21 protein-coding genes are annotated in these 22,770 nt (G+C 67.1%); 17 read left to right on the forward strand and 4 right to left on the reverse strand.

Going from position 1 to position 22,770, the window contains the following annotated elements; translation table 11 throughout:
* Both RTQ83_RS21740 and corA read left to right on the forward strand, forming a co-directional pair.
* The coding region (locus RTQ83_RS21740) for a transglycosylase domain-containing protein (protein WP_312519324.1) at positions 1 to 318 on the forward strand (318 nt) is incomplete at its 5' end.
* A 139-nt stretch (positions 319 to 457) separates the two neighbouring features.
* Positions 458 to 1,423, forward strand: coding sequence for a magnesium/cobalt transporter CorA (gene corA, locus RTQ83_RS21745; RefSeq protein ID WP_312519327.1), 966 nt, complete (start codon positions 458 to 460; stop codon positions 1,421 to 1,423).
* A gap of 36 nt (positions 1,424 to 1,459) precedes the next feature.
* On the opposite strand, the gene hemL is transcribed toward corA, so the two are convergent.
* Positions 1,460 to 2,770 carry a glutamate-1-semialdehyde 2,1-aminomutase gene (gene hemL / locus RTQ83_RS21750; protein ID WP_312519330.1) on the reverse strand — a complete coding sequence of 437 codons (1,311 nt, stop codon included), beginning with the start codon at positions 2,768 to 2,770 and terminating at the stop codon, positions 1,460 to 1,462.
* Between the two features lie 44 nt (positions 2,771 to 2,814).
* Positions 2,815 to 3,624: a hydroxymethylpyrimidine/phosphomethylpyrimidine kinase gene (locus tag RTQ83_RS21755; protein ID WP_312519333.1), complete on the reverse strand. Its 810-nt coding sequence runs from the start codon at positions 3,622 to 3,624 to the stop codon at positions 2,815 to 2,817.
* Positions 3,625 to 3,716: 92 nt separating this feature from the next.
* On the opposite strand from RTQ83_RS21755, the gene RTQ83_RS21760 reads away from it, so the two are divergent.
* The 6 genes from RTQ83_RS21760 (at position 3,717) to RTQ83_RS21785 (ending at position 12,964) form a co-directional block, all read left to right on the forward strand.
* On the forward strand, positions 3,717 to 3,869 hold the full coding sequence (locus RTQ83_RS21760) for a rubredoxin (protein ID WP_136221333.1): 153 nt from the start codon (positions 3,717 to 3,719) through the stop codon (positions 3,867 to 3,869).
* Between the two features lie 155 nt (positions 3,870 to 4,024).
* Entirely contained in the window at positions 4,025 to 4,417 is a 393-nt protein-coding gene (locus RTQ83_RS21765; protein WP_312519336.1) for a response regulator, read from the forward strand.
* 34 nt (positions 4,418 to 4,451) lie between these two features.
* Complete coding sequence (locus tag RTQ83_RS21770; protein ID WP_312519339.1) at positions 4,452 to 4,856, forward strand: response regulator; 405 nt, start codon at positions 4,452 to 4,454, stop codon at positions 4,854 to 4,856.
* Positions 4,853 to 5,371: a chemotaxis protein CheW gene (locus tag RTQ83_RS21775; protein WP_312519342.1), complete on the forward strand. Its 519-nt coding sequence runs from the start codon at positions 4,853 to 4,855 to the stop codon at positions 5,369 to 5,371. Before RTQ83_RS21770 ends, RTQ83_RS21775 begins: the two co-directional genes overlap by 4 nt.
* A gap of 50 nt (positions 5,372 to 5,421) precedes the next feature.
* A complete protein-coding gene (locus tag RTQ83_RS21780; protein ID WP_409456142.1) occupies positions 5,422 to 7,653 on the forward strand; it encodes a methyl-accepting chemotaxis protein in 2,232 nt (743 codons plus the stop codon).
* A gap of 10 nt (positions 7,654 to 7,663) precedes the next feature.
* The gene (locus RTQ83_RS21785; protein WP_312519347.1) at positions 7,664 to 12,964 is read left to right on the forward strand and encodes an Hpt domain-containing protein; all 5,301 of its coding nucleotides are present in this window, start codon (positions 7,664 to 7,666) and stop codon (positions 12,962 to 12,964) included.
* A gap of 23 nt (positions 12,965 to 12,987) precedes the next feature.
* Here RTQ83_RS21785 and RTQ83_RS21790 read toward each other — a convergent pair whose 3' ends face one another.
* Positions 12,988 to 14,445, reverse strand: coding sequence for a deoxyribodipyrimidine photo-lyase (locus RTQ83_RS21790; RefSeq protein ID WP_312519350.1), 1,458 nt, complete (start codon positions 14,443 to 14,445; stop codon positions 12,988 to 12,990).
* A gap of 235 nt (positions 14,446 to 14,680) precedes the next feature.
* Between RTQ83_RS21790 and RTQ83_RS21795 the strand changes: the two genes are divergently transcribed.
* The 6 genes from RTQ83_RS21795 to RTQ83_RS21820 are packed head-to-tail and all read left to right on the forward strand — an operon-like array spanning position 14,681 to position 19,282.
* Complete coding sequence (locus RTQ83_RS21795; RefSeq protein ID WP_312519353.1) at positions 14,681 to 15,295, forward strand: YqgE/AlgH family protein; 615 nt, start codon at positions 14,681 to 14,683, stop codon at positions 15,293 to 15,295.
* 14 nt (positions 15,296 to 15,309) lie between these two features.
* Positions 15,310 to 15,702 carry a Holliday junction resolvase RuvX gene (gene ruvX, locus RTQ83_RS21800; protein WP_312519355.1) on the forward strand — a complete coding sequence of 131 codons (393 nt, stop codon included), beginning with the start codon at positions 15,310 to 15,312 and terminating at the stop codon, positions 15,700 to 15,702.
* Positions 15,689 to 16,219: a bifunctional pyr operon transcriptional regulator/uracil phosphoribosyltransferase PyrR gene (pyrR, locus tag RTQ83_RS21805; RefSeq protein ID WP_312519357.1), complete on the forward strand. Its 531-nt coding sequence runs from the start codon at positions 15,689 to 15,691 to the stop codon at positions 16,217 to 16,219. Before ruvX ends, pyrR begins: the two co-directional genes overlap by 14 nt.
* Complete coding sequence (locus RTQ83_RS21810; protein ID WP_290417660.1) at positions 16,200 to 17,174, forward strand: aspartate carbamoyltransferase catalytic subunit; 975 nt, start codon at positions 16,200 to 16,202, stop codon at positions 17,172 to 17,174. Before pyrR ends, RTQ83_RS21810 begins: the two co-directional genes overlap by 20 nt.
* On the forward strand, positions 17,171 to 18,454 hold the full coding sequence (locus RTQ83_RS21815) for a dihydroorotase (RefSeq protein WP_312519362.1): 1,284 nt from the start codon (positions 17,171 to 17,173) through the stop codon (positions 18,452 to 18,454). Before RTQ83_RS21810 ends, RTQ83_RS21815 begins: the two co-directional genes overlap by 4 nt.
* Before the next feature lie 54 nt (positions 18,455 to 18,508).
* On the forward strand, positions 18,509 to 19,282 hold the full coding sequence (locus RTQ83_RS21820) for a lysophospholipid acyltransferase family protein (RefSeq protein WP_312519365.1): 774 nt from the start codon (positions 18,509 to 18,511) through the stop codon (positions 19,280 to 19,282).
* Here RTQ83_RS21820 and RTQ83_RS21825 read toward each other — a convergent pair.
* On the reverse strand, positions 19,279 to 20,127 hold the full coding sequence (locus RTQ83_RS21825) for a symmetrical bis(5'-nucleosyl)-tetraphosphatase (protein ID WP_312519368.1): 849 nt from the start codon (positions 20,125 to 20,127) through the stop codon (positions 19,279 to 19,281). The two genes, RTQ83_RS21820 and RTQ83_RS21825, sit on opposite strands and share 4 nt — an antisense overlap.
* 103 nt (positions 20,128 to 20,230) lie before the next feature.
* Between RTQ83_RS21825 and rfbB the strand changes: the two genes are divergently transcribed.
* The 3 genes from rfbB to rfbC are packed head-to-tail and all read left to right on the forward strand — an operon-like array spanning position 20,231 to position 22,748.
* Entirely contained in the window at positions 20,231 to 21,295 is a 1,065-nt protein-coding gene (gene rfbB, locus RTQ83_RS21830) for a dTDP-glucose 4,6-dehydratase (RefSeq protein WP_312519371.1), read from the forward strand.
* Positions 21,292 to 22,206 (forward strand): glucose-1-phosphate thymidylyltransferase RfbA, encoded by a 915-nt coding sequence (gene rfbA, locus RTQ83_RS21835; protein ID WP_312519374.1) that lies wholly within the window; start codon positions 21,292 to 21,294, stop codon positions 22,204 to 22,206. Before rfbB ends, rfbA begins: the two co-directional genes overlap by 4 nt.
* Positions 22,203 to 22,748 carry a dTDP-4-dehydrorhamnose 3,5-epimerase gene (gene rfbC / locus RTQ83_RS21840; RefSeq protein ID WP_312519377.1) on the forward strand — a complete coding sequence of 182 codons (546 nt, stop codon included), beginning with the start codon at positions 22,203 to 22,205 and terminating at the stop codon, positions 22,746 to 22,748. Before rfbA ends, rfbC begins: the two co-directional genes overlap by 4 nt.
* Positions 22,749 to 22,770 lie beyond the last annotated feature (22 nt).

Below are 22,770 nucleotides of genomic sequence, written 5' to 3' on the forward strand. Positions count from 1 at the left end.
CTGTCCGGCTCGCGCAGCTACCTGCGCAAGGGCCAGGAAATGGTCATCGCCTTCATGCTCGAAACCGTGATGAGCAAGCAGCGCATCCTCGAGCTCTACCTCAATGTGGTCGAGTTCGGACGCGGCGTGTTCGGCGCCGAGGCGGCGGCGCGTTACTACTACAAGAAGCCGGCGGCCAGGCTGAGCCAGGCGGAAGCCGCGCGGCTGGCCGTGATGCTGCCCAATCCGCGCTACTACGACAAGCACCGCACGACCAATTACCTGCAGCGCCGCACCAACGCCATCGTGCGCCAGATGCGCTTCGCCGAGGTGCCCTGAACAGTATTGTGAAAATGTCGATATCGGGTGGCCGTTTATAGGGCGAAACGGGTACACTTGCGCTACTTTTCAGACCCCGGCCGAGCAGTGGCACGTATATAAGCACGCACATAAGCACGCAAGAGCGAGAACCCCGCGCATGATCAACGTATTTGTCCTACAAAATGGCCGATTGAACCAGGCAACCATCGCTTCGCGCGAGGACCTGGACAACGTCGCCCCGGTCTGGGTCGACCTCACCGATCCGGACGAGGAAGAGCGCACCTGGGTCAAGGCCAAGTATGGGGTTACGCTGCCGGGCGAAGACGAGGTGCAGGACATCGAGGCCTCGGCGCGCTACTACGAAGCCGAAAACGGCGACCTGCACCTGCGCACCGACTTCCTGCTCGAGGAAGACGAGGGCCCGTCGCAGGTGGTGACGGTGGCCTTCATCCTGTCCGGCAAAATCCTGTTCTCGGTGCACAACGACGATCTGCCCGTGTTCCGCCTGGTGCGCATGCGCGCGCGCTCGCGGCCCGGCTCGATCGAAGACTACATGGACGTGCTGCTGGACCTGTACGCGACCGACGCCGAGTATTCGGCGGACGCGCTGGAAGGCATCTACGAAAGCCTGGAAGAAGTCTCGACCCGCGTGCTGCAGAAAGAGTTCACCGACCAGGACGCGGCCGCCGCACTGAACGCGATCGCGCACGAGGAAGACTTGAACGGCCGCATCCGCCGCAACATGATGGACACGCGGCGCGCGGTCAGCTTCCTGATGCGCGGGCGCTTGCTCAATTCAGACCAGTTCGAGGAAGCGCGCCAGATCCTGCGCGACATCGAATCGCTGGACGGGCACACCTCGTTCCTGTTCGACAAGGTGAACTTCCTGATGGATGCGACGGTTGGTTTCATCAACATTAATCAGAACAAGATCATCAAGATCTTCTCGGTGGCCTCGGTCGCTTTCCTGCCGCCGACCTTGATCGCGAGCGTGTACGGGATGAACTTCAAGGTGCTGCCGGAGCTGAACTGGACGTTCGGGTATCCGTTTGCGATCACATTGATGATCGCGTGCGGGGTGGCGCCGCTGTGGTATTTCCGCCGGCGCGGCTGGCTCAAATAAGCCGGGCCGGTTGCCCGGCCCGCTTTTCGTTACATCTCAACCGATGCGCTTGAACACGCGGCGCGCCGCTTCGACGGTCTCGGCAATCACCGCATCGTCGTGCTGGATCGACACGAACCCGGCTTCGAACATCGCCGGCGCAAAGTACACGCCTTCTTCCAGCATGCCGTGGAAGAAGCGGTTGAAGCGTTCCTTGTCGCCCGCCATCATCTGCCCGTAGCTCGACGGCACGGTCTCCGAGAAATACATCCCGAACATGCCGCCCACCGCATCGCCGCAGAAGGCGATCCCGGCCTCGCGCGCCGCTTCGGTCAAGCCCTCGACCAGCTTGGTCGCCTGGCTCGAGAGCTTCTCGTAGAACCCTTCTTCCTGGATCAGCTTGAGCGTGGTCATCCCCGCCGCCACCGCCACCGGATTGCCCGACAGCGTGCCCGCCTGATACACCGGCCCGATCGGCGCCATCTTCTGCATCAGCTCGGCACGGCCGCCGAACGCCGCCACCGGCATGCCGCCGCCGATCACCTTGCCCAGCGCGGTCAGGTCCGGCGTGATGCCGTACATGCCCTGGGCGCCTTCGAGGCCGACGCGGAAACCGCACATCACTTCGTCGAAGATCAGCACCGCGCCGTGCTCGGTGCACAGCTCGCGCATGCGCTGCAGGAACTCCGGCGTGGCGCGGATCAGGTTCATGTTGCCGGCCACCGGCTCCACGATCACGCAGGCAATGGTGTCGCCCATCGAGGCGAATGCGTCTTCCAGCTGCGGCACGTTGTTGTAGTCGAGCACCAAGGTGTGCTTGACGAAGTCTTCCGGCACGCCGGCCGAGGTCGGATTGCCGAAGGTCAGCAGGCCGCTGCCGGCCTTCACCAGCAGCGAATCGGCGTGGCCGTGGTAGCAGCCTTCGAACTTGACGATCTTGTCGCGGCCGGTGGCGCCGCGCGCCAGGCGCAGGGCGCTCATGGTCGCTTCGGTGCCGGACGAGACCAGGCGCACCTGCTCGATCGACGGCAGCAGGCGGCAGATCTCTTCGGCGATCTCGATCTCGCCTTCGGTCGGGGCGCCGAACGAAAGGCCATTGGCGGCCGCCTCCTGCACTGCCTTCACCACTTCCGGACGGGCGTGGCCGAGGATGGCCGGGCCCCAGGAACCGATGTAGTCGATGTAGCGCTTGCCGTCGGCGTCCCAGAAGTACGGACCTTGCGCGCGGGTGATGAAGCGCGGGGTGCCGCCGACCGAGCGGAAGGCGCGCACCGGCGAATTGACGCCGCCGGGCGTGGTCTGCTGGGCGCGGGTGAACAGGATATCGTTCTGGGAGCTGGAGCTGGAGCTGGCTTGTTCTGTAGTCATGTTTGCTGTGTGATGAGTGAACCGGCGCCGCCGAGCTGGGGCGCTTACGGCCGGAAAAATTTATTCGGAATGAACTTGCCCATGCCAAAGCGTTGGGCGTGTTCGAGTGCGCCGTTGGTGTATTCCTGCGCCACGGCCAGGGAGCTGGCGGCGTCCATGCCGCGCGCCATCAGGGCGGTGAACGCGGCGGAATAAGTGTTGCCGGCGCCGACGAACGGGCCCGGCAGGTGTTGCCAGTCGACCCGGGCGACTTCGCCCTCGGCGTCGTACAGCCGGTTCGAGCAGGCGCCGGTGGCGTCGCGCGCGCCGGTCACCAGCACATATTGCAGGCCGGACGAAGTCAGTTCGGCCACGTCTTCCAGCAGCACATCGTCGCCATGGCCGTCGCCGTCGCGCCACAGCTCGGCCATGCGGCCCAGCTCGGGTTGCGACAGCATCAGCACGGTGGCTTGCGGCGCCAGGATCGAGCGCAGCGCGCTCAGCATTTCTTCGTCGCCGAGACCGGCGTCGGGCAGGGCCGACATGAAGGGATCCAGGATCAGGGGCGCGTCCGGATAGTCCGAGACGATCTCGGCGATCGCCGCCAGGTGCAGCGCGCTGCCGACCGCGCCCACCTTGAACGCGGCGATCGGCATGTCTTCGAGCAGGGTGCGCGCCTGTTCGGCCATCCAGTCGCTGTCGAGCTCGTAGACATGCTCGACGCGGGCGCTGTCCGCCACCATCATGCCGGAAATGGCCGACAGGCCATGGCAGCCGAGTGCGGCGAAGGCGGCCACGTCGGCCTGTACGCCCAGCGCACCGACCGGATCGCAGACGCCGAAACTCAGGATGAGAGGGAACGTTTGGTTTTGCACGACGGGTAGATTAAGATACCTGATTCACCATTTTACTAGATACAAGGATCAATACTGTGAGTACTGAATCGACGGCGCCTTACCAGACCTGGATGTGCCTGATTTGCGGTTGGGTCTACGACGAGGAAGCCGGCGCACCGGACGACGGCATCGCCCCCGGCACCCGCTGGGCCGACGTGCCGATGAACTGGACTTGCCCGGAATGCGGCGCGCGCAAGGACGACTTTGAAATGACGGCAATATAAGAACAACTACTTTGTAGATGATTCGATAACGGCATTTTCGCTCCCGCGAAATGCCGTGTGTCTTAGTAGTTGACTCCACGCAACACTTTGCGCACAAGAAAGATGTGCTGTGCTATCGTGACACTCCAAGGCTATCCAGCCGAAGTGATACGACAATGACGACATCGCCGCAATCCACGGGGCTGACCATCATGGTGATCGACGACAGCAGCACGATCCGCCGCTCCGCAGAAATCTTCCTGACTCAGGCCGGCTACGAGGTAGTGCTGGCCGAAGACGGTTTCGACGCCCTCGCCAAGATCAACGACCGCCATCCGGTGCTGATCTTCTGCGACATCCTGATGCCGCGCCTGGACGGCTACCAGACCTGCGCCCTGATCAAGAAGAGCGCGCGCTTCCACGCGACCCCGGTGCTGATGCTGTCGTCCAAGGACGGCCTGTTCGACCGTGCGCGTGGCGCGATGGTCGGCGCCAGCGCCTATCTCACTAAACCGTTTACCAAGGACAGCCTGCTGGCGGCCGTGCGCGAGCACGCCGGCGGCGGCTGATCCAACCAACCACACTGATTTACTGGAGCCCAACGTGGCCATCAACAAGATCCTGATCGTCGACGATTCCCCGACCGAACGCCTGTACCTGACCGACATCCTGGTAAAGAACGGCTACACCGTCAGCACCGCCGACAGCGCCGACGGCGTGATCGAGCGTATCCGCGCCGAGCGCCCGGAACTGGTGCTGATGGACGTCGTCATGCCCGGCACCAACGGCTTCCAGGTGACGCGCGCCATCGCCAAGGATCCGGAACTGGCCGGCATGCCGGTGATCATCTGCAGCAGCAAGAACCAGGAAACCGACCGCATCTGGGGCATGCGCCAGGGCGCGAAGGACTATCTGGTCAAGCCGGTGGACCCAAGCCAGCTGCTGGCCAGCATCGCCGCGCTGGCGTCGGCGCCGGCCGCGGGCCAGCCGGCGCGCGTGAGCGCATGAGTGTCGATGCCGGCGGCGCAGCGTCGACCCGGCGCAGCCGCCTGCGCGCCTACCAGGAGCAGCTGCTCGAGAAGATGCAGGCGGCGAAGAACGGCGCCGGCGCCAGCGTGGCCCAGCTGGGCCTGGGCATCGGCGGTGCGCGCTACCTGGTCGACCTGGCCGAGGTGGGCGAGATCGTCGCGCCGCCACCGCTCACCGCCGTGCCGCTGACCCAGCCCTGGTACCTGGGGCTGGCCAACGTGCGCGGCAACCTGCTGGGCGTGATCGACCTGGCGGCTTATCTCGGCGCGCCTGCCGCATCGGGCGAACATGCCGGCGCGCCGCGCCTGGCGGTGTTCGCACCAATGCTCGGCTTCAATTGCGCCTTGCTGGCGTCCCAGGTCTACGGCCTGCGCCAGGCCGGCGCCATGGAGCGCGACGGCGATCTGCTGCGCGACGCCGAGGGCAACGCCTGGACCCCGCTGTCGCTGGCGGCGCTGGTGCAGGAACCGCGCTTCCTGCACGTCGCACGCTAAGTCTTACCTCACACAACACACAACCACAATCAGCAGCACAGGGAGCCGCAATGGGATTCGCCTCGAAACTGAACATGAACCTTCTGTCGAAGGGCGACGCCGCCGACGCCCAGGGGACGGGCGACACGCAGGCCAGCGGTTCCGCATCGGCGGCGGCGCGCCGCCTGGGCAGTTTCCGCAAGGAGCCCGAAGCACCGGGTGCCGACCTGCGCCCGAGCCCTTTCGGCGCCCAGTTCCAGCCGAACCGCCAGCGCGTGCTGCTGGGCGCCTTCGCGGCCGGCGTGCTGGCCACGCTGCTGGGCATGTGGCAGAACGCCGCCAGCGACGCCCGCTCGGCCGGCCAGAGCCAGGTGGCCGGCGACGCCGTGATGCACTCGCAGCGGGTCGGCAAGGCGGCGCCGAACGCGCTACGCGGCGATTCGCCGGCCTTCGTGCAGCTGGAAGAAAGCCGCGCCGAACTGGGTCGCGAACTCGATCTGCTGGCGCGCGGCGGCCAGTCGCCTACGGGGCGCATCCCGGCCGCGACCGGCGAGCGCGCCGACAAGCTGTCGCAGGCGATCGCCACCTGGAACGCGTCGAGCAAGGCCGCCGGCACCATTATCGGCTTTAAAACCAACCTGCTGGCGTTCGGCGTCAGCCTGCGCCAGTTCGAGGAAGTGGCGCCGGAACTGATGGGCATCGCCGACCGCCTGCAAAAGGAAGGTGGTGACAACCGCCGCGAAGTTGCCGCGCTCAGCATGATGTCGCTGACCCAGCGCCTGTCGGCCGGTACCCAGACCTTCACCACGCCGGGTTCGGCCCAGAACGCGGTGGTCACCATCCTGGGTGACATCGAATCGCTGAACGCGATCATCGACGGCCTGCTCGACGGCAGCCCGAAACTGGGCCTGGCGCCCCTGACCGACCTGGAACAGCGCATGCGCCTGGCGCGCGTGCGCGAAGGCTTCCAGCAGTACGCCAATACCGTCACGCCGCTGCTGGGCAACCTGACCAGCTATGCGCGCGCCCGCGCGGCCGAGCGCGTGATCTCGCGCGACAACGAAGCGCTGCGCCTGATGCTGGCCGAGCTGCACCGCGGCTACCAGGAAGACCAGCGCGAGACCAGCGGCTGGCTGTGGCTGACGATCGTCGCGGCCCTGTTCACGCTGCTCTCGGCGCTGGCCATTTCGCGCGCGATGCTGGCCGATTCGCGCGAACGCGCCCACGCCGCCGACGAACGCCGGCGCGAAGCGGAAGCGATGCGCCAGCTGGCCCAGGCCAAGGAAGAAGAAGCCAAGGCCACCAACGACCAGAACCAGGCCGCGATTCTGCGCCTGATGAACGAATTGCAGGAAGTGGCGGACGGCGACCTGACCGTGCAGGCGACGGTGTCGGAAGACATCACCGGCGCGATCGCCGACTCGGTCAACTACACGGTGGAAGAGTTGCGTGAACTGGTGGTGCGCGTCATTCGAACGTCCGAGCAAGTCGCGCGCGCTTCCGGCGGCGCGCAGCAGGTCTCGACCGAGCTGCTGGGCGCGGCCGAGCAGCAGTCGCGCGAGATCCAGGATGCATCGACCACCACGCTGCGCCTGGCCGGCCTGATCACCGAGGTGTCGCAGTCGGCCAACGAATCGGCCGATGTGGCGCGCCAGTCGGTGGCGGCGGCCGAGCAGGGCGCGACCGCGGTGCAGAACGCGATCCGCGGCATGCAGGAGATCCGCGAGCAGATCCAGGAAACCTCGAAGCGCATCAAGCGCCTGGGCGAATCGTCGCAGGAGATCGGCGAGATCACCGAGCTGATTTCGGACATTACCGAGCAGACCAACGTGCTGGCGCTGAACGCCGCGATCCAGGCCGCATCGGCCGGCGAAGCGGGACGCGGCTTCTCGGTCGTGGCGGAAGAAGTGCAGCGCCTGGCGGAACGCTCGGGCGACGCGGCCAAGCAGATCGGCGCGCTGGTGCGCACCATCCAGACCGACACCCACGACGCGGTGGCGGCAATGGAAAAATCGACCCAGGGCGTGGTCGAAGGCGCGCGCCTGTCGGACGCCGCCGGCGCCGCGCTGGCCGACATCTCGCGTGTGTCGAACCGCCTCGGTGAGCTGATCGGGGGCATGTCGGTCGCCACCGAGCGCCAGGCCACCAAGGCCGGCGGCGTGGCCCAGAAGATGCAGCAGATCCTGGCCGTGACCGAACACACCCAGCAGGGGACGCGCCAGACCGCCCAGTCGATCCATGAACTGGCGACCCTGGCCCAGGAACTGAAGGATTCGGTGTCGCGCTTCCGCGTGGTATCCTGACCAGTCCCCAATGACGATCTCGACCTCGATGCGCACCAGCAGTTTCGATACCGGCCCCCTGTCGTGGGTCATCGCCGAAATCCGTGATGCGCTGGCGCGTTCCGGTACTGCCTTGCGCGACGCCGCCGCGCGTGCGCCGGAAGCGCAGCCGACCCTGCTGCTGCATGCGAAAAGCCACCTGCACCAGGCCCACGGCGCCCTGCAGCTGGTCGATGTCGAGGGCGTTGGTACTTACACCGGCGCCGCCGAGGCGGTGATCGACCGTTTCAAGGATGGCCAACTGCCGTGCACCCCGGACCATGCGCAGGTGGTGCTGGACGCGTTCCAGGCGCTGTGCGAATACCTCGAGGAACTGCTGGGCGGCGCCGCGCAGCAGCCGGCGCGCCTGTTCCCGTATTACCGCGACATGGTCGAGCGCCAGGGTGAGCGCAAGGTGCATCCGTCCGACCTGCTGCCGCTGGATCTGTCGGCGCTGCCCGAATTGCCGGCCGTGGATGAAGGCGACGCCGATATCGCCGCCTGCCGCAGCCGCTTCGAAAAAGCGCTGCTGCCTTACCTGAAGGCCGCCGACGAAGAAGGCCGGCGCGCGCAAGCGGGTGAACTGCGCGACGCCATCGCGCCGATCGCGGGCGGCCAGCCGGATGCGCGCGCGCGCCTGTTCTGGCAGGCGATGCACGCCTTCGCCGGCGTGGTCGCCGACGGCCAGGTCGAGAGCGATCTGTACATCAAGCAGCTGTTCGGCCAGATCAACCTGCAGCTGCGCCGCCTGGCCAAGGGCGAGGTCGATGCGCCGGAAGCGATGCTGCGCGACGCGCTGTTTTTTGTTGCCGCCGCGCGCGAGCCGGGGCTGCAGGCGCAGGCGCTGCGCACGGCGCTGGGTCTGGACGGCCTGGTGCCGCCGGACTACGCCGAGCGCCGCTACGGCAAGCTCGATCCCGCCGCCATGCAGGAGGCGCGCGAAGCGCTGGCGCGCACCAAGTCGGACTGGGACCGCATCGCCGGCGAGGGCGAGCTCGATAATGCGCTGGAAACCGATTTCGACGATGCGCTGGGACGCCTGGCCGGCGCCAGCGAAAAGCTGGGCGCGCCCGCGTTGGCCCAGCTGCTGCGCGAACTGGGACGCGCCGCGCACGACTCGGTGCAGTCGGGCCGCGACGACCAGTTCGGGCTCGAGATGGCGGCCGCCATGCTGTTCGTCGAGAACGGCCTGGACCAGCTGCGCCAGTTGCCCGACGATTTCGCCGAGAACGCCGAAGCGGTCGGCGCGCGCCTGCTGGCGCTGGCCGCCGGCGAAACCCCGCCCGACGCCCCGCAATGGCAGGGCGAACTGGCGCGCCAGATCCAGCAGGGCCAGACCGTGGCGGTACTGGCGAACGAGATCAAGGCCGGCCTGCGCCAGATCGAGAAGCTGCTCGACGAATACTACGACGACCCGTCGAAGCGCGCGGTGCTGGACCAAAGCACGCCGGTGCTGCACCAGCTGCACGGCGCCTTCGCCATCCTCGACCTGGACCAGGCGGTGCTGGCCACGCGCCATGTGGAAGACGCGGTGCGCCAACTGGCCGCGCATGAAGCCGATGTGACCAGCCAGCACGCATCGCTGCACAACATCGCCCAGAACATCGGTGCGCTGGGCTTCTTCGCCGATCTGCTGGCGCAGGACAGCGAGGCGGCCAAGGGGCGCTTCACCTTCGATGTCGAGAAGAAGCTGCTGCGCGAATTGCCGTTCGAATTCGTCGAGGCGCCGGCCGTCTCCGACACGGACGTTTTGGCCGCGCCGGAGCCGACGCAGGAAGAGCAGGGCGTCGACGCCGAGCTGCTCGAGATCTTCATCGCCGAAGCGCAGGAAGTGCTGGGCTTCGTGGTGCAGACATTGCCGCGCGCGGCCGACGAGCCGTCGAACCAGGAAACCCTGACCCAGCTGCGCCGCTCGTTCCACACACTCAAGGGCAGCAGCCGCATGGTGGAACTGGAAGCCTTCGGCGCCACCGCCGCCGCCATCGAGCGCGTGATGAATGTCTGGCTGGCCGATGGCCGCGCCGCCACCGCCGATTTGCTGGCGCTGCTGGCGCACGCCTATGCCGAACTGGATGCGTGGGTGGCCGACCTGGCCGCCGGCCGCACGCCGGAGCGCGACGGCGCGGCGCTGATCGCGGCCGCCGCGCGGGTGCAGGAGGGCGGGGCGTTCGAGGAAGCGGTCGAACCCGAAGCCGTGTCCGAACCGGAGCCGGAACCTGAACCGGAGGCCGAGCCGCTGGTGCTGGACGACCTGATCGAAGATGAGCAGGAACCGGTCGCCGCCAACCCGCTCGAACCGGACGACATTCCGCTGCTCGACGTGCCGCTCGAACTGCCGGCGATTGAGGGCGTGCGGCGCGTGGGCGAACTGGCGATTCCGCAGGCGCTGCACGACGTCTATCTGAGCGAAGCCGGGGAACTGTGCGCGGCGCTGGAAGGGGCGTTCGCCGCGCTGCGCCTGCATCCGGACGCCGGCCTGCCGGAGGATGCGGTCACTGCGGCCCACACGCTGTGCGGTACCTCGGCCACGGTCGGCTACATCGCGCTGCGCGACCTGGCGCATGCGCTGGAGACCGCGCTCGACAAGCTGGCCGCCACCAAGGCGACGCTGGAAGAAGATGGGTTCGACCTGCTCGACGCGACCCTGTCGCGCATGCGCACCATGCTGCAGGTGTTCACCCTGGGTGAGCTGGCCCCGGCCCAGCCCGACCTGATCGACAGCCTGGCCGCACTGCGCGACCGCCTGTCGAGCCAGCAGGCGGCGGCCCTGTACGGCAACGCTGACCCGCAACTCGCGCACAAGCTCGACGACCTGTTCGCCGCCGCTTACCACGACCTGCTGGCGCAGCCGCCGGCATTCGACGCGCCTGCGCCCCGGCCCGAGGCGGCCCCCAAGCAGTCGGTGACGGACGACATCGACGACCTGTTCGACAGCTTCATGGACGACCCGTTCGACGCGCCGGCGCAGCAACAGGAACCGGCGCCGTTCGTGGCGGTGACGCCGGATGAAGCGGTGCTGGCCGAACCGGAAGCGGCTCCCGAGCCTGAAACGCAATTCGAGCCGGAAGCGGACGATGCCGAGACCGAACTGACCGGCGCCGGCATCTACGCCGACGAGATCGACGCCGACCTGCTGCCGGTGTTCCTGGAAGAGGCGAGCGACCTGCTGCCGCAGATCGGCCACGACCTGCGCCAGTGGCAGCAAGACCCGCTGAATACCGCAATCGCGCAAAACATGCAGCGCGCGCTGCACACGGTCAAGGGCAGCGCGCGCATGGCCGGCGCGATGCGTCTTGGCCAGCATGCGCACGAGCTGGAAACGCAGATCGAGAACATGGTCCACGCCGGCACGTCGACGTTGCCGCCGACCGCGTTCGATGAACTGCTGGCCAACTACGACCAGGCGATGCTGCTGTTCGAGCAGCTGCAGCAGCCGGGCGAGGTTGCGCAGCCTGCAGCCGAGGCAGCACCTGCTGCCCCTGCCGCCGAGCAGCCGGCTACGCGCGCGCCGCTGGTGCGCGTGCGCGCCGACATCCTCGACCGCGTGGTGAACGGCGCCGGCGAAGTCTCGATCACGCGCTCGCGCCTGGAAAACCGCATCGGCACCCTGAAAGGCTCGCTCGGCGACTTCTCGGACAACGTGGCGCGCCTGCGCCGCCAGCTGCGCGAAATCGAAATGCAGGCCGAGTCGCAAATCGCCTCGCGCCTGTCGATCTCGGGCGAGCGCGAATTCGACCCGCTCGAATTCGACCGCTTCACGCGCTTGCAGGAACTGACCCGCATGCTGGCCGAGAGCGTCGACGACGTCGCCTCGTTCCAGGAAAGCCTGGCGCGCACCGTGGACGGCACGCTGGACGAACTGTCGTCGCAGGCGCGCATGACGCGCGACCTGCAGCGCGACCTGATGCGGGTGCGCATGGTGCCGTTCGCAAGCCTGTCGGAACGCCTGTTCCGCGTGGCGCGCCAGACCGCCAAGGAAACCGACAAGCGCGTGAACCTCGACATCCGCGGCGGCTCGGTGGAAATCGACCGCGGCGTGCTGGAACAGATGGCGGCGCCGTTCGAACACCTGCTGCGCAACGCCATCGTGCACGGCATCGAGCCGCGCGCCGAACGCCAGGCCGCCGGCAAGGCGGAGACGGGCGAACTGCTGGTGCAGGTCAGCCAGCACGGCAACGAAGTGGTGATCGTGTTCGGCGACGACGGCGCCGGCCTGGATCTCGAGCGCATCCGCGCCAAGGCAACTGAATCCGGCCTGCTGGGCGATGAAGAAACCTCCGACGAGCAAGTGGCCGAACTGATTTTCGAACCCGGCTTCTCGACCGCCGACACCCTGACCGAACTGGCCGGGCGCGGCGTCGGCATGGACGTGGTGCGCTCCGAAGCGCGTACGCTGGGCGGGCGCGTGGCGGTCGACTCGACCCCGGGGCAGGGCGCGCGCTTCACCATTCACCTGCCGTTGACGCTGGCCGTGGCGCAGGTGGTGCTGGTGAGCGCCGGTGGCAGTACCCATGCGGTGCCGTCCACTCTGGTGGCGCAGGTGCAGCAGGTGCGCGAAGCCGACCTGGCGGCGGCGATTCAGGCGGGCAGCATCGAGCTGGGTGGCCAGTCGCTGGCGCTGCACGCACTGCCCGATCTGCTGGGCGAACACGACGACGAATCACGCGCCGCCGCCGGTCAGCGTTCGACGCCGGTGCTGATCCTGCAAGGCGGCAGCGGGCGCATCGCGCTGCGCGTGGACGAGGTGCAGGGCAACCGCGAAGTGGTGGTCAAGAACATCGGCCCGCAGCTGTCGCGCGTGCCAGGCATCGTCGGCGCCACGGTGCTGGGTTCGGGTGAGATCGTGCTGATCCTCGATCCGGTGGTACTGGCGCAGCAGCCGGGCGACGGCGTCGCGCGCGTCAAGCCTGAAGCAGTACGCCAGGCGCGGCGGTCGACCGTGATGGTGGTCGACGATTCGCTGACGGTGCGGCGTGTAACCCAGCGCCTGCTGGAGCGCGAAGGTTATCGCGTCAAGCTGGCCAAGGACGGCGTCGAAGCGCTCGAACTGTTCGAGGGCGGGGCGCCGGATCTGATGCTGGTCGATATCGAGATGCCGCGCATGGACGGGTTCGACCTGACGCGCCAGGTGCGCGGTAACGAGGCGACCAAGGAGATCCCGATCATCATGATCACCTCACGTACCGCCGACAAGCACCGCAACGTGGCGCTCGGCCTGGGCGTGAATGCGTATTTCGGCAAGCCGTATCAGGAACCACTGCTGCTGGCGGCAATCGAGGAGCTTCTCAAGTAGGGTTGGCGGCGAAGCCGCCAACCCTACTCGGCGACGACCTTCTTCACCACCGCGAACCGTTCCAGCGTCCGCTTGCGCGCCTTGTCGTGATCAACCACCGGCAGCGGATAATCCTCCCCCAGTACCACCCCACGCTCCTTCAGCGTCTCGGCCTTCACCAGCCACGGAGCATGGATCTGCTTCCCATCCAGCTGCTTCAGCTGCGGCAGATACCGCCGGATGAACTCCCCACGCGCATCGAAGCGCTGCGACTGCGTCACCGGATTGAAAATCCTGAACCACGGCTGCGCATCGCACCCGGTCGACGCCGCCCACTGCCAGCCGCCGTTGTTCGACGCCTGCTCGTAGTCGTTGAGCTGCAGCGCAAAATAACGCTCGCCGCGGCGCCAGTCGATGCCGAGGTCCTTGGTCAGGAAGCTGGCCGTCACCATGCGCAGCCGGTTGTGCATGAAGCCGGTCCCGTTCAGCTGCCGCATCGCCGCATCGACCAGCGGATAGCCGGTGCGGCCTTCGCACCAGGCTGCGAACAGCTCGTCGGCATCGGCATCGCCATCCCATGCCACCGCATCGAACGCCGGCTTGAACGAGCGTTCCACCACGTGCGGATTGCGGTACAGGACCATCGCATAGAAATCGCGCCAGATCAGTTCCGACAGCCACACCGAGGCGCCAGTGCCGCCGGCGCCGGACAGCATCAGCTGCTGCGCCGTGCGCACCAGGTGCCGCACCGAGGTCGTGCCGAAGCGCAGATGGGTCGACAGGCGCGACGTGCCATCCTCGGCCGGAAAGTCGCGCGCCCGGCCGTAGTCGGCCATGTCTTCGACGAAGGCTTCAAACAGTTCGTCCGCGCCTTCCATCCCGGCCAGCAGCGGCGGCTCGCCCGAGGCGAAGCCGATGTCTTCCAGTGCCGGCAGGGCAGGACAGGATGAAGGCGGCGGCGCGAACGCGTGCGCCACGCTGTCGACCGGATACGCCGCCAGCGTATCGGGCCGCGCCGCCAGCCGCTTGAGCCAGGCATTCTTGTACGGCGTGAACACCGAGAACGCGCCGCCGGACAGCGTCAGCACCTCGTCCTTCTCGAAGATCACCTGGTCCTTGTGGCCGTGGAAGGCGCGGCCCGCCGCCTGCAGGCGTTCGGCCACCAGCGCATCGCGCGCGATCGCCGCCGGTTCATAATCGGTACAGGCATGGACGGCATCCACGCCCAGCTCGTCGGCCAGCGCCAGGATCTCCTCGGGCGCGCTGCCATGGCGCACGATGAGGTAGCCTCCGAGTTGACGCAAGCCGGCATCCAGGCTGGCCAGGCTGGCATGGATGAAGCGCAGCCGGCGGTCTTCGCGCGGCAGGCCGCGCAGGATGTCGGTGTCATACACGAACACGCAATGCACTTCATGCGAAGTGGACAGGGCCTGGTACAGCGCGGCATGGTCGAAGGCGCGCAGGTCGCGGCGGAACCAGACCAAAGATTTGCTTGTGTTCATCACTATGTGCGAGGTCAAGGCGGGAGCAGATTTTACTGTCCATGATGCGCGTTGAGGGTGGCGCGCGGCGACGCTGGCGATGGTCGGCGGGTCAAATGGGTGTAAACTAATGAAAAGCTCAATGTTGTCGTCTGGATCGTCGACGAAAACTTGGCTTCGTATTAACGGAGTGCGCCTTTTTGAGAGTACGCGAATGAAAAAAAGCAAAGTTGGCAAAACTCTACCGATGCCTGGCATGCCCCGTGAACAGGATGACCCGCTTGCCGAGGCCGGTCCTGCCGCATCGGGACTGAACCTGGCAAACCACTTCCTGATCGCCATGCCATCGATCCAGGATCCGGTCTTCGGCGGCACCGTCGTCTATGTCTGCGAGCACAACGACAAGGGCGTGCTCGGCGTGGTCATCAACAAGCCGACCGACATGACCATGGAAACCCTGTTCGACCGCGTCGACCTGAAGCTGGCCGAAGGCCTGCGCGCCACCGTGGTGGACGAGCCGATCATGTTCGGCGGCCCGGTCCAGGACGACCGCGGCTTCGTGCTGCATTCGCCGGGCGGACGCTATTCGTCGTCGCTCAACGTTACCGACGACGTATCGTTCACCACCTCGATCGACGTGCTCGAGGCCGTCGCCAGCGGCGGCGGACCGGCGCGCATGCTGGTCTCGATCGGCTATGCCGGCTGGAGCCCGGGGCAGCTGGAAGAAGAAATCTCTCGCAACGGCTGGCTGACGGTGGGCGCCGACGCGCGCGTGCTGTTCGACCTGCCGATCGAGGAGCGCTACAACGCCGCCATCAAACTGCTGGGAATCGACCCGCTGATGCTCGCTACCGAAGCCGGCCATGCATGACCTGAGCAGCACGCATGGTTGACATTGTTTTGGGCTTCGACTTCGGCATCAAGCGGATCGGCATCGCCATGGGCAACACCCTCACCGGACAGGCCCAGCCCCTGCGCATCATCGCGGCCGTCGACAACGCGACCCGCTTCAAGATCATCGAAGAGCTGATCGCCGAATGGCAGCCGGCGCGCCTGGTGGTGGGCGAGCCGCGCCATCCCGACGGCGCCGAGCACGACATGACCATGCGCAGCCGCCGCTTCGCCAATCAATTGCACGGCCGCTTCAACCTGCCCGTCGAACTGGTCGACGAACGCTATTCGTCGGCCGTGCTTGGCGCCAAGCGCGGCGAGAAGATCGACGACAAGGCGGCCGCCATCATTTTGCAACAATACTTTGACGCTCATGCCAACAACTGACAAAGACCTCGACGCCGAGGCGCTGTACCGCGAGCTGCTGGGACAGGTCCGTGCGGGCCTGGACGGCGTGCAGGACGCCGCCATCGTCGGCATCCACTCCGGCGGCGCCTGGCTGGCCGAACGGCTGGCGCGCGACCTCGATCTCACCAGCCGCCTCGGTTCGATCGACGTCTCGTTCTACCGCGACGACTACGCACGCAAGGGCCTGCATCCGGACGTGAAGCCGACCCACATCCGCTTCCCGGTCGACGGCGCCACCGTGGTGCTGGTCGACGACGTGCTGCAGACCGGCCGCACCGTGCGCGCCGCGATCAACGTGCTGTTCGACTACGGCCGCCCGAGCTGCATCCGCCTGGCCGCACTGGCCGACCGCGGCGGGCGCGAGCTGCCGGTCGCTCCCGACTATGTCGGCCTTCGCACCACCCTGGAGGCGGGCCAGTCGCTGTCGCTGCAGCGCCTCGAATCCGGCCACCTTTCGCTCACCATCGAACAAGACAATGGCGATCCTGAACAATAATCCGCAACTGAACAAACACGGCGAACTGCAGCACCTGCTCACCATCGAAGGGCTGAAGAAGGCGCACATCGACCACATCCTCGATACCGCCTCGAGCTTCGTCGGCATCTCGGACCGCGAGGTCAAGAAGGTGCCGCTGATGCGTGGCAAGAGCGTGTTCAATCTCTTTTTCGAGAACTCGACCCGCACCCGCACCACCTTCGAGATCGCTTCCAAACGCCTGTCGGCCGACGTCATCAACCTGAACATCCAGGCCTCGTCGACCACCAAGGGCGAGTCGCTGCTCGACACCATCGACAACCTGGCGGCGATGCACGCCGACATGTTCGTGGTGCGCCACTCGCAGTCGGGCGCGCCGTACATGATCGCCCAGCACCTGAACCGCACCCGCTCCGACGTGCACGTGGTGAACGCCGGCGACGGCCGCCACGCGCACCCGACCCAGGGTCTGCTGGACATGTACACGATCCGGCACTACAAGAAGGACTTCACCAATCTGCGCGTGGCCATCGTCGGCGACATCCTGCACAGCCGCGTGGCGCGTTCGGACATCCACGCCCTGACCACGCTCGGCGTGCCGGAAGTGCGCGCCATCGGTCCGCACACGCTGCTGCCGGGCGGCCTGGAACAGATGGGCGTGCGCACCTTCACCAATATGGACGAGGGCCTGAAGGACGTCGACGTGATCATCATGCTGCGCCTGCAGAACGAACGCATGAGCGGCGCGCTGCTGCCGTCGGCGCAGGAATACTTCAAGAGCTACGGCCTGACGCCCGAGCGCCTGGCGCTGGCGAAACCCGACGCGATCGTGATGCACCCGGGCCCGATGAACCGCGGCGTCGAGATCGACTCGGCGGTGGCGGACGGCGCGCAGGCGGTGATCCTGCCGCAGGTGACCTTCGGGATCGCGGTTCGGATGGCGGTGATGAGCATTTTGGCGGGAACCCACGCATGAACATTCATATCAAGAACGGGCGAGTGATCGACCCGGCGAACGGCATCGACGCCGTGCAGGACCTGTTTATCGCCGACGGCAAGATCGTCACCGGCGGCGCCGATTTCGCTGCCGACCAGACCATCGATGCGAACGGCCTGGTGGTCGCTCCCGGCCTGGTCGACCTGTCGGCGCGCCTGCGCGAGCCGGGCTACGAATACAAGGCGACGCTCGAGTCCGAGCTGCAGGCCGCGATGCAGGGCGGCGTGACCTCGCTGGTGTGCCCGCCCGACACCGATCCGGTGCTGGACGAACCGGGCCTGGTGGAGATGCTCAAGCACCGCGCGCGCATCGTCGACCAGGCCAATGTGCACCCGCTGGGCGCACTCACGGTCGGCCTGAAGGGCCAAGCGCTGACCGAGATGGCCGAGCTGACCGAAGCCGGCTGCATCGGCTTCGCCCAGGCCGAGGAGCCGATCCTCGACACCACGGTGCTGCAGCGCGCGATGCAGTACGCCAAGACCTTCGGCTACACCGTCTGGCTGCGTCCGCAGGACCCGCACATCGGCCGCGGCGGCGTGGCCCACAGCGGCCCACTGGCCTCGCGCCTGGGCCTGTCGGGCGTGCCGGTGATGTCCGAGACCATCGCCCTGCACACGATCTTCGAGCTGATGCGCGCCACCGGCGCGCGCGTGCACCTGTGCCGCATCTCGTCCGCGGCCGGCCTGGAACTGATCCGCGCCGCCAAGAGGGAAGGCTTGCCGGTGACCGCCGACATCGGCGTGCACCACCTGCACATGACCGACGCCGACATCGGCTTCTTCGACTCCAACGCGCGCCTGACGCCGCCGCTGCGCTCTGCGCGTGACCGCGACGCGATCCGCGCCGCGCTGGTCGATGGCACCGTGGACGCGGTGTGTTCGGACCACACCCCGGTCGACGACGACGAGAAGCTGCTGCCGTTCGGCGAAGCTTCGCCCGGCGCCACCGGCCTGGAACTGCTGCTGGCGCTGACCCTCAAGTGGGCGCAGGAGCAGGGCGGCGCTGCGGTGCTGTCGCAGGCCATTGCCAAGATCACGATCGAGGCGGCGCGCATCGCCGGGCTGCCGGTCGGCACCCTGGGCGTGGGCGCGGCGGCCGACGTGGTGCTGTTCGACCCGGATGCGCGCTGGACGGTCGAGAGCCGCGCGCTGGCCAGCCAGGGCAAGCACACGCCGTTCCTCGGCTACGAGCTGGCCGGGCAGGTCAAGGCCACCATCGTGCGCGGCCGCGTGGCGTATTCGCGTTCCGAGCAGCGTTGATTCACTTCGCCCGGCGCTTCGTATCAGAGCGCCGGGCCATCGCTTTCTACCATCTTGAAGATTCGCCTTGCCTGGCGCCTCACGCGCGTCATCGTCCACCTGTGCGAAGGGCTGGCGACGTGCGCGCTGGTGTTTCCCTGGGCCTCGCACGGCCTGCGTGAGCGCATGACGCGCGGCTGGTCGCGCCGCCTGCTCAGCTTGTGCCGGGTGCGGGTCGAGCAGGCACCCGGCGCGCCGGCGCTCGAGCACGCGCTGATCGTGGCCAATCACGTGTCGTGGCTCGACATCTTCGTCATCAATGCCGTCAATCCCTGCCGCTTCGTGGCCAAGGCCGAGATCCGTTCCTGGCCCGTGATGGGCTGGCTGGCGGCGGGCGCCGGCACCGTGTTCATCGCGCGCGGCAACCGGCGCGAATTGCGGCACGTGTTCAAGGGGCTGGTCGAGGTGCTGCAGGGGGGCCAGCGGGTGGCGCTGTTCCCGGAAGGGACCACCTCGCTGCAGGGGCAGGTGTTGCCGTTTCATGCCAACCTGTTCGAGGCGGCGGTCGATGCGGGCGTGCAGGTGCAGCCGTATGCGCTGGCGTATCTCGATGCCGATGGCGGCTATCACGCGTCAATCGAGTATGCGGACGAGACGACGTTCGTGGACAGCCTGTTCAGGGTGTTGCAGGGGCCGCCGGTGACGGCGCGCCTGGCGTGCCTGGCGCCGCTGGAGGGCAAGGGCGCGCATCGGCGCGAATTGGCGGCGGCGGCGCAGGAAGCGGTAGCACAAGCGGTGGCAATGCCGCGCACCGCGCCGGCGCCCGCGCCCGCGCCGTCCAGCGCCTAGCGCTTCTTGCCGGCGTGCTCCAGATACTCCGGACAATCCACCTGCAACAGCGACCGGTCATCCAGGCACACCGCCGTCAGCTTGCCGCCCCACACGCAGCCGCTATCGAGCCCGATCAGGTCCGGCCGCTGGATCAGCCCCAGCGCCGACCAGTGTCCGAACACCACCGTCACATCCTGCGTCCTGCGCCCTGGCAGATCGAACCACGGCAGCAGCCCCGAGCCCACCGGTCCCGCTTCGCTTTCCTTGTGCTTGAAGTCCATGCTGCCATCCTCAGTGCACAGGCGCATGCGCGTGAGCGCGTTGACGATGCAGCGCAGCCGCTCCATGCCCTCCAGCCGGTCGTCCCAGCGGTCCGGATCGTTGCCGTACATCGCGCCGAGGAAGGAGATATAAGCATCGCTGCGCAGCACGCTTTCGACTTCGCCCGCCAGCGCCATGGTCTGCGCCGCATCCCACTGCGGCGCCACGCCGGCGTGCACCAGCAGGTGGCCGTCGACGTACATGGCCAGCGGCCGCTGGCGCAGCCACGCGATCAGCTCGTCGCGGTCGGGCGCGGCCAGGATCTCGTCGAGGGTGTCCGAGCGGCTCATGCGCTGGGCGCCGACCGCGACCGCGATCAGGTGCAGGTCGTGGTTGCCGAGCAGGGCTTCGACGCGCCCGCCGCTCGATTCGGACAGCGCCTTCATGCGGCGCAGCGCGCCCAGCGAATCCGGGCCGCGGTTGATCAGGTCGCCGACGAAGAGGATGCGCGCGTCGCTGCCCCCCGCTTCGAAGATACGGTCGAGTAATTCTTGCGCTTCATGCGCGCATCCCTGCAGGTCGCCAATGGCGTATGTTTTCATGTTCTTGTTCTGACAGGACCTCGAGGCCCTGCGCCATGTCGATGGAAAAGATCAGTTCACGTAGAATGCTTGGCGAACTTATTGCTTTGGCGGATGATACTAAATGATTTTGGTTACTGGTGGTGCTGGTTTTATCGGATCCAACTTCATTCTCGACTGGCTGGCCGGGACGGATGAGCCGGTCGTGAACCTGGACCAGCTCACGTATGCGGGCAACCTGGAGAATCTGGCCGGCCTGGAGAACGACCCGCGCCACCTGTTCGTGCGCGGCGACATCAACGACGCCGCGCTCGTGGCGCAGCTGCTGCGCCGGCACCGGCCGCGCGCCATCCTGCACTTCGCAGCCGAGAGCCACGTCGACCGCTCGATCCACGCGCCGGGCGACTTCGTGCAGACCAATGTGCAGGGCACCTATACGCTGCTGGAAGCGGCGCGCACGTATGTGGCCGAACTGGACGAGGGGAAGCGTGCGGCATTCCGCTTCCTGCACGTGTCCACCGACGAAGTCTACGGCACGCTGGCCCCGCATGACCCGCCATTCAGCGAAACCACGTCCTACGCACCGAACAGCCCGTACGCGGCCTCGAAGGCGGCCTCGGACCACCTGGTACGCGCCTGGCACCACACCTACGGCTTGGCGACGCTGACCACCAACTGTTCGAACAATTACGGCCCATTCCAGTTCCCCGAAAAGCTGATCCCGCTGATGCTCACCAATGCGCTTGCCGGCAAGCCGCTGCCGGTCTACGGCGACGGCCAGCAGGTGCGCGACTGGCTGTATGTGGGCGACCACTGCGCCGCGATCCGCCGCGTGCTCGAGGCCGGCACTCCGGGCCAGATGTACAACATCGGCGGCTCCAACGAAATGACCAACCTCAACGTGGTCCAGTCGCTGTGCGATATCCTCGACCGGCTCGTGCCCGGTGAGCGCAGCCGGCGCGAGCAGATCGCCTTCGTTGCCGACCGCCCCGGCCACGACCGCCGCTACGCGATCGATGCCGGCAAGATCCGGCGCGAACTCGGCTGGCAACCGGCGCACGACGTGAACACTGGCCTCGAGCACACGGTGCGCTGGTACCTTGACCATCAGGACTGGGTGGCGCGGGTGCAGAACGGCGCCCACCAGGAATGGGTCGAACGCAACTACGGCACGCGGGGGCAGGCATGATGGCGCAGGGACAGACAAAGGCACAAGGCGCACGTAAAGGCATCATCCTGGCCGGCGGCTCCGGCACGCGCCTGTATCCGATGACGGTGGCCATCTCCAAGCAATTGCTGCCGGTGTACGACAAGCCGATGATCTATTACCCGCTGACGACGCTGATGCTGGCGGGGATCCGCGACATCCTGGTGATCTGCACCCCGCACGACCAGTCGCGCTTCGAGCAGCTGCTGGGCGACGGCAGCCAGTGGGGCCTGAACCTGCAGTATGCGGTGCAGCCGAAACCCGAAGGCCTGGCCCAGGCCTACCTGATCGGGCGCCGCTTCATCGACGGCCAGCCCTCGGCCCTGATCCTGGGCGACAACCTGTACTACGGCGACGGCCTCGAGCCGCGCATGCTGGCCGCCGGCGCACGCGCTGAAGGCGCGACCGTTTTCGCCTACCATGTGCTCGATCCGCAGCGCTACGGCGTGGTGGAATTCGATGCACGCTTCAATGCGCTGTCGATCGAGGAAAAGCCGGCGCAGCCGAAATCGAGCTACGCCGTCACCGGCCTGTATTTCTACGACGGCCAGGTGGCCGACATCGCGGCCTCGATCGCGCCGTCGGCGCGCGGCGAGCTCGAAATCACCGACGTCAACCGCGCCTACCTGGAAGCCGGCAAGCTGCACGTCGAGCTGATGGGACGCGGCTTCGCCTGGCTCGACGCCGGCACCTGCGATTCGCTGCTGGACGCCTCGCAGTTCATCTCCACCATCGAGCACCGCCAGGGCCTCAAGATCGGCGTGCCCGAGGAAGTGGCCTACCGGCGCGGCTACATCGACGCCGGCGCGCTGGAACGGCTGGCGCATTCGGTCGGCAACGGCAGCTACGGCCAGTACCTGCTGCGCGTGCTGGGCGACCGGGTGCCGCGATGAAGTGCATGGCTACCGCGCTCGATGGCGTGTTCCTGATCGAGCCGCAGGTGTTCGAGGACGAGCGCGGCTTCTTCTACGAGAGCTTCAATGCGCAGCGCTTTCGCGACGCCACCGGCCTGGCGCCCGACTTCGTGCAGGACAACCATTCGCGCTCGCGCCGCGGCGTGGTGCGCGGCCTGCATTACCAGATTGGCGTCCCGCAGGGCAAGCTGGTGCGCGTGATCGCCGGCAGCGTGTACGACGTGGTGGTCGACCTGCGCCGCAGTTCGCCCAGCTTCGGACGCTGGATCGGGGCCGAGCTGTCGTCCGATAACCGGCGCCAGCTGTGGGTGCCGCCCGGCTTCGCGCATGGTTTCGTGACCCTGAGCGAACACGCCGAATGCCTGTACAAGACCGCCGGCTACTGGTCGCCGCAGCACGAACGCACGCTGTTGTGGAACGACCCGGCGCTGGACATCGACTGGCCGCTGCCGTGCGCGCCGATCCTGTCGCCCAAGGATCTGGGCGGCACGCCGCTGGCCGCGGCCGAGGTGTTCGCATGAAGATCCTGCTCATCGAGGACAA

It is taken from the genome of Massilia sp. (assembly GCF_031995545.1).
In the GTDB taxonomy this organism is placed as follows: domain Bacteria; phylum Pseudomonadota; class Gammaproteobacteria; order Burkholderiales; family Burkholderiaceae_D; genus Telluria.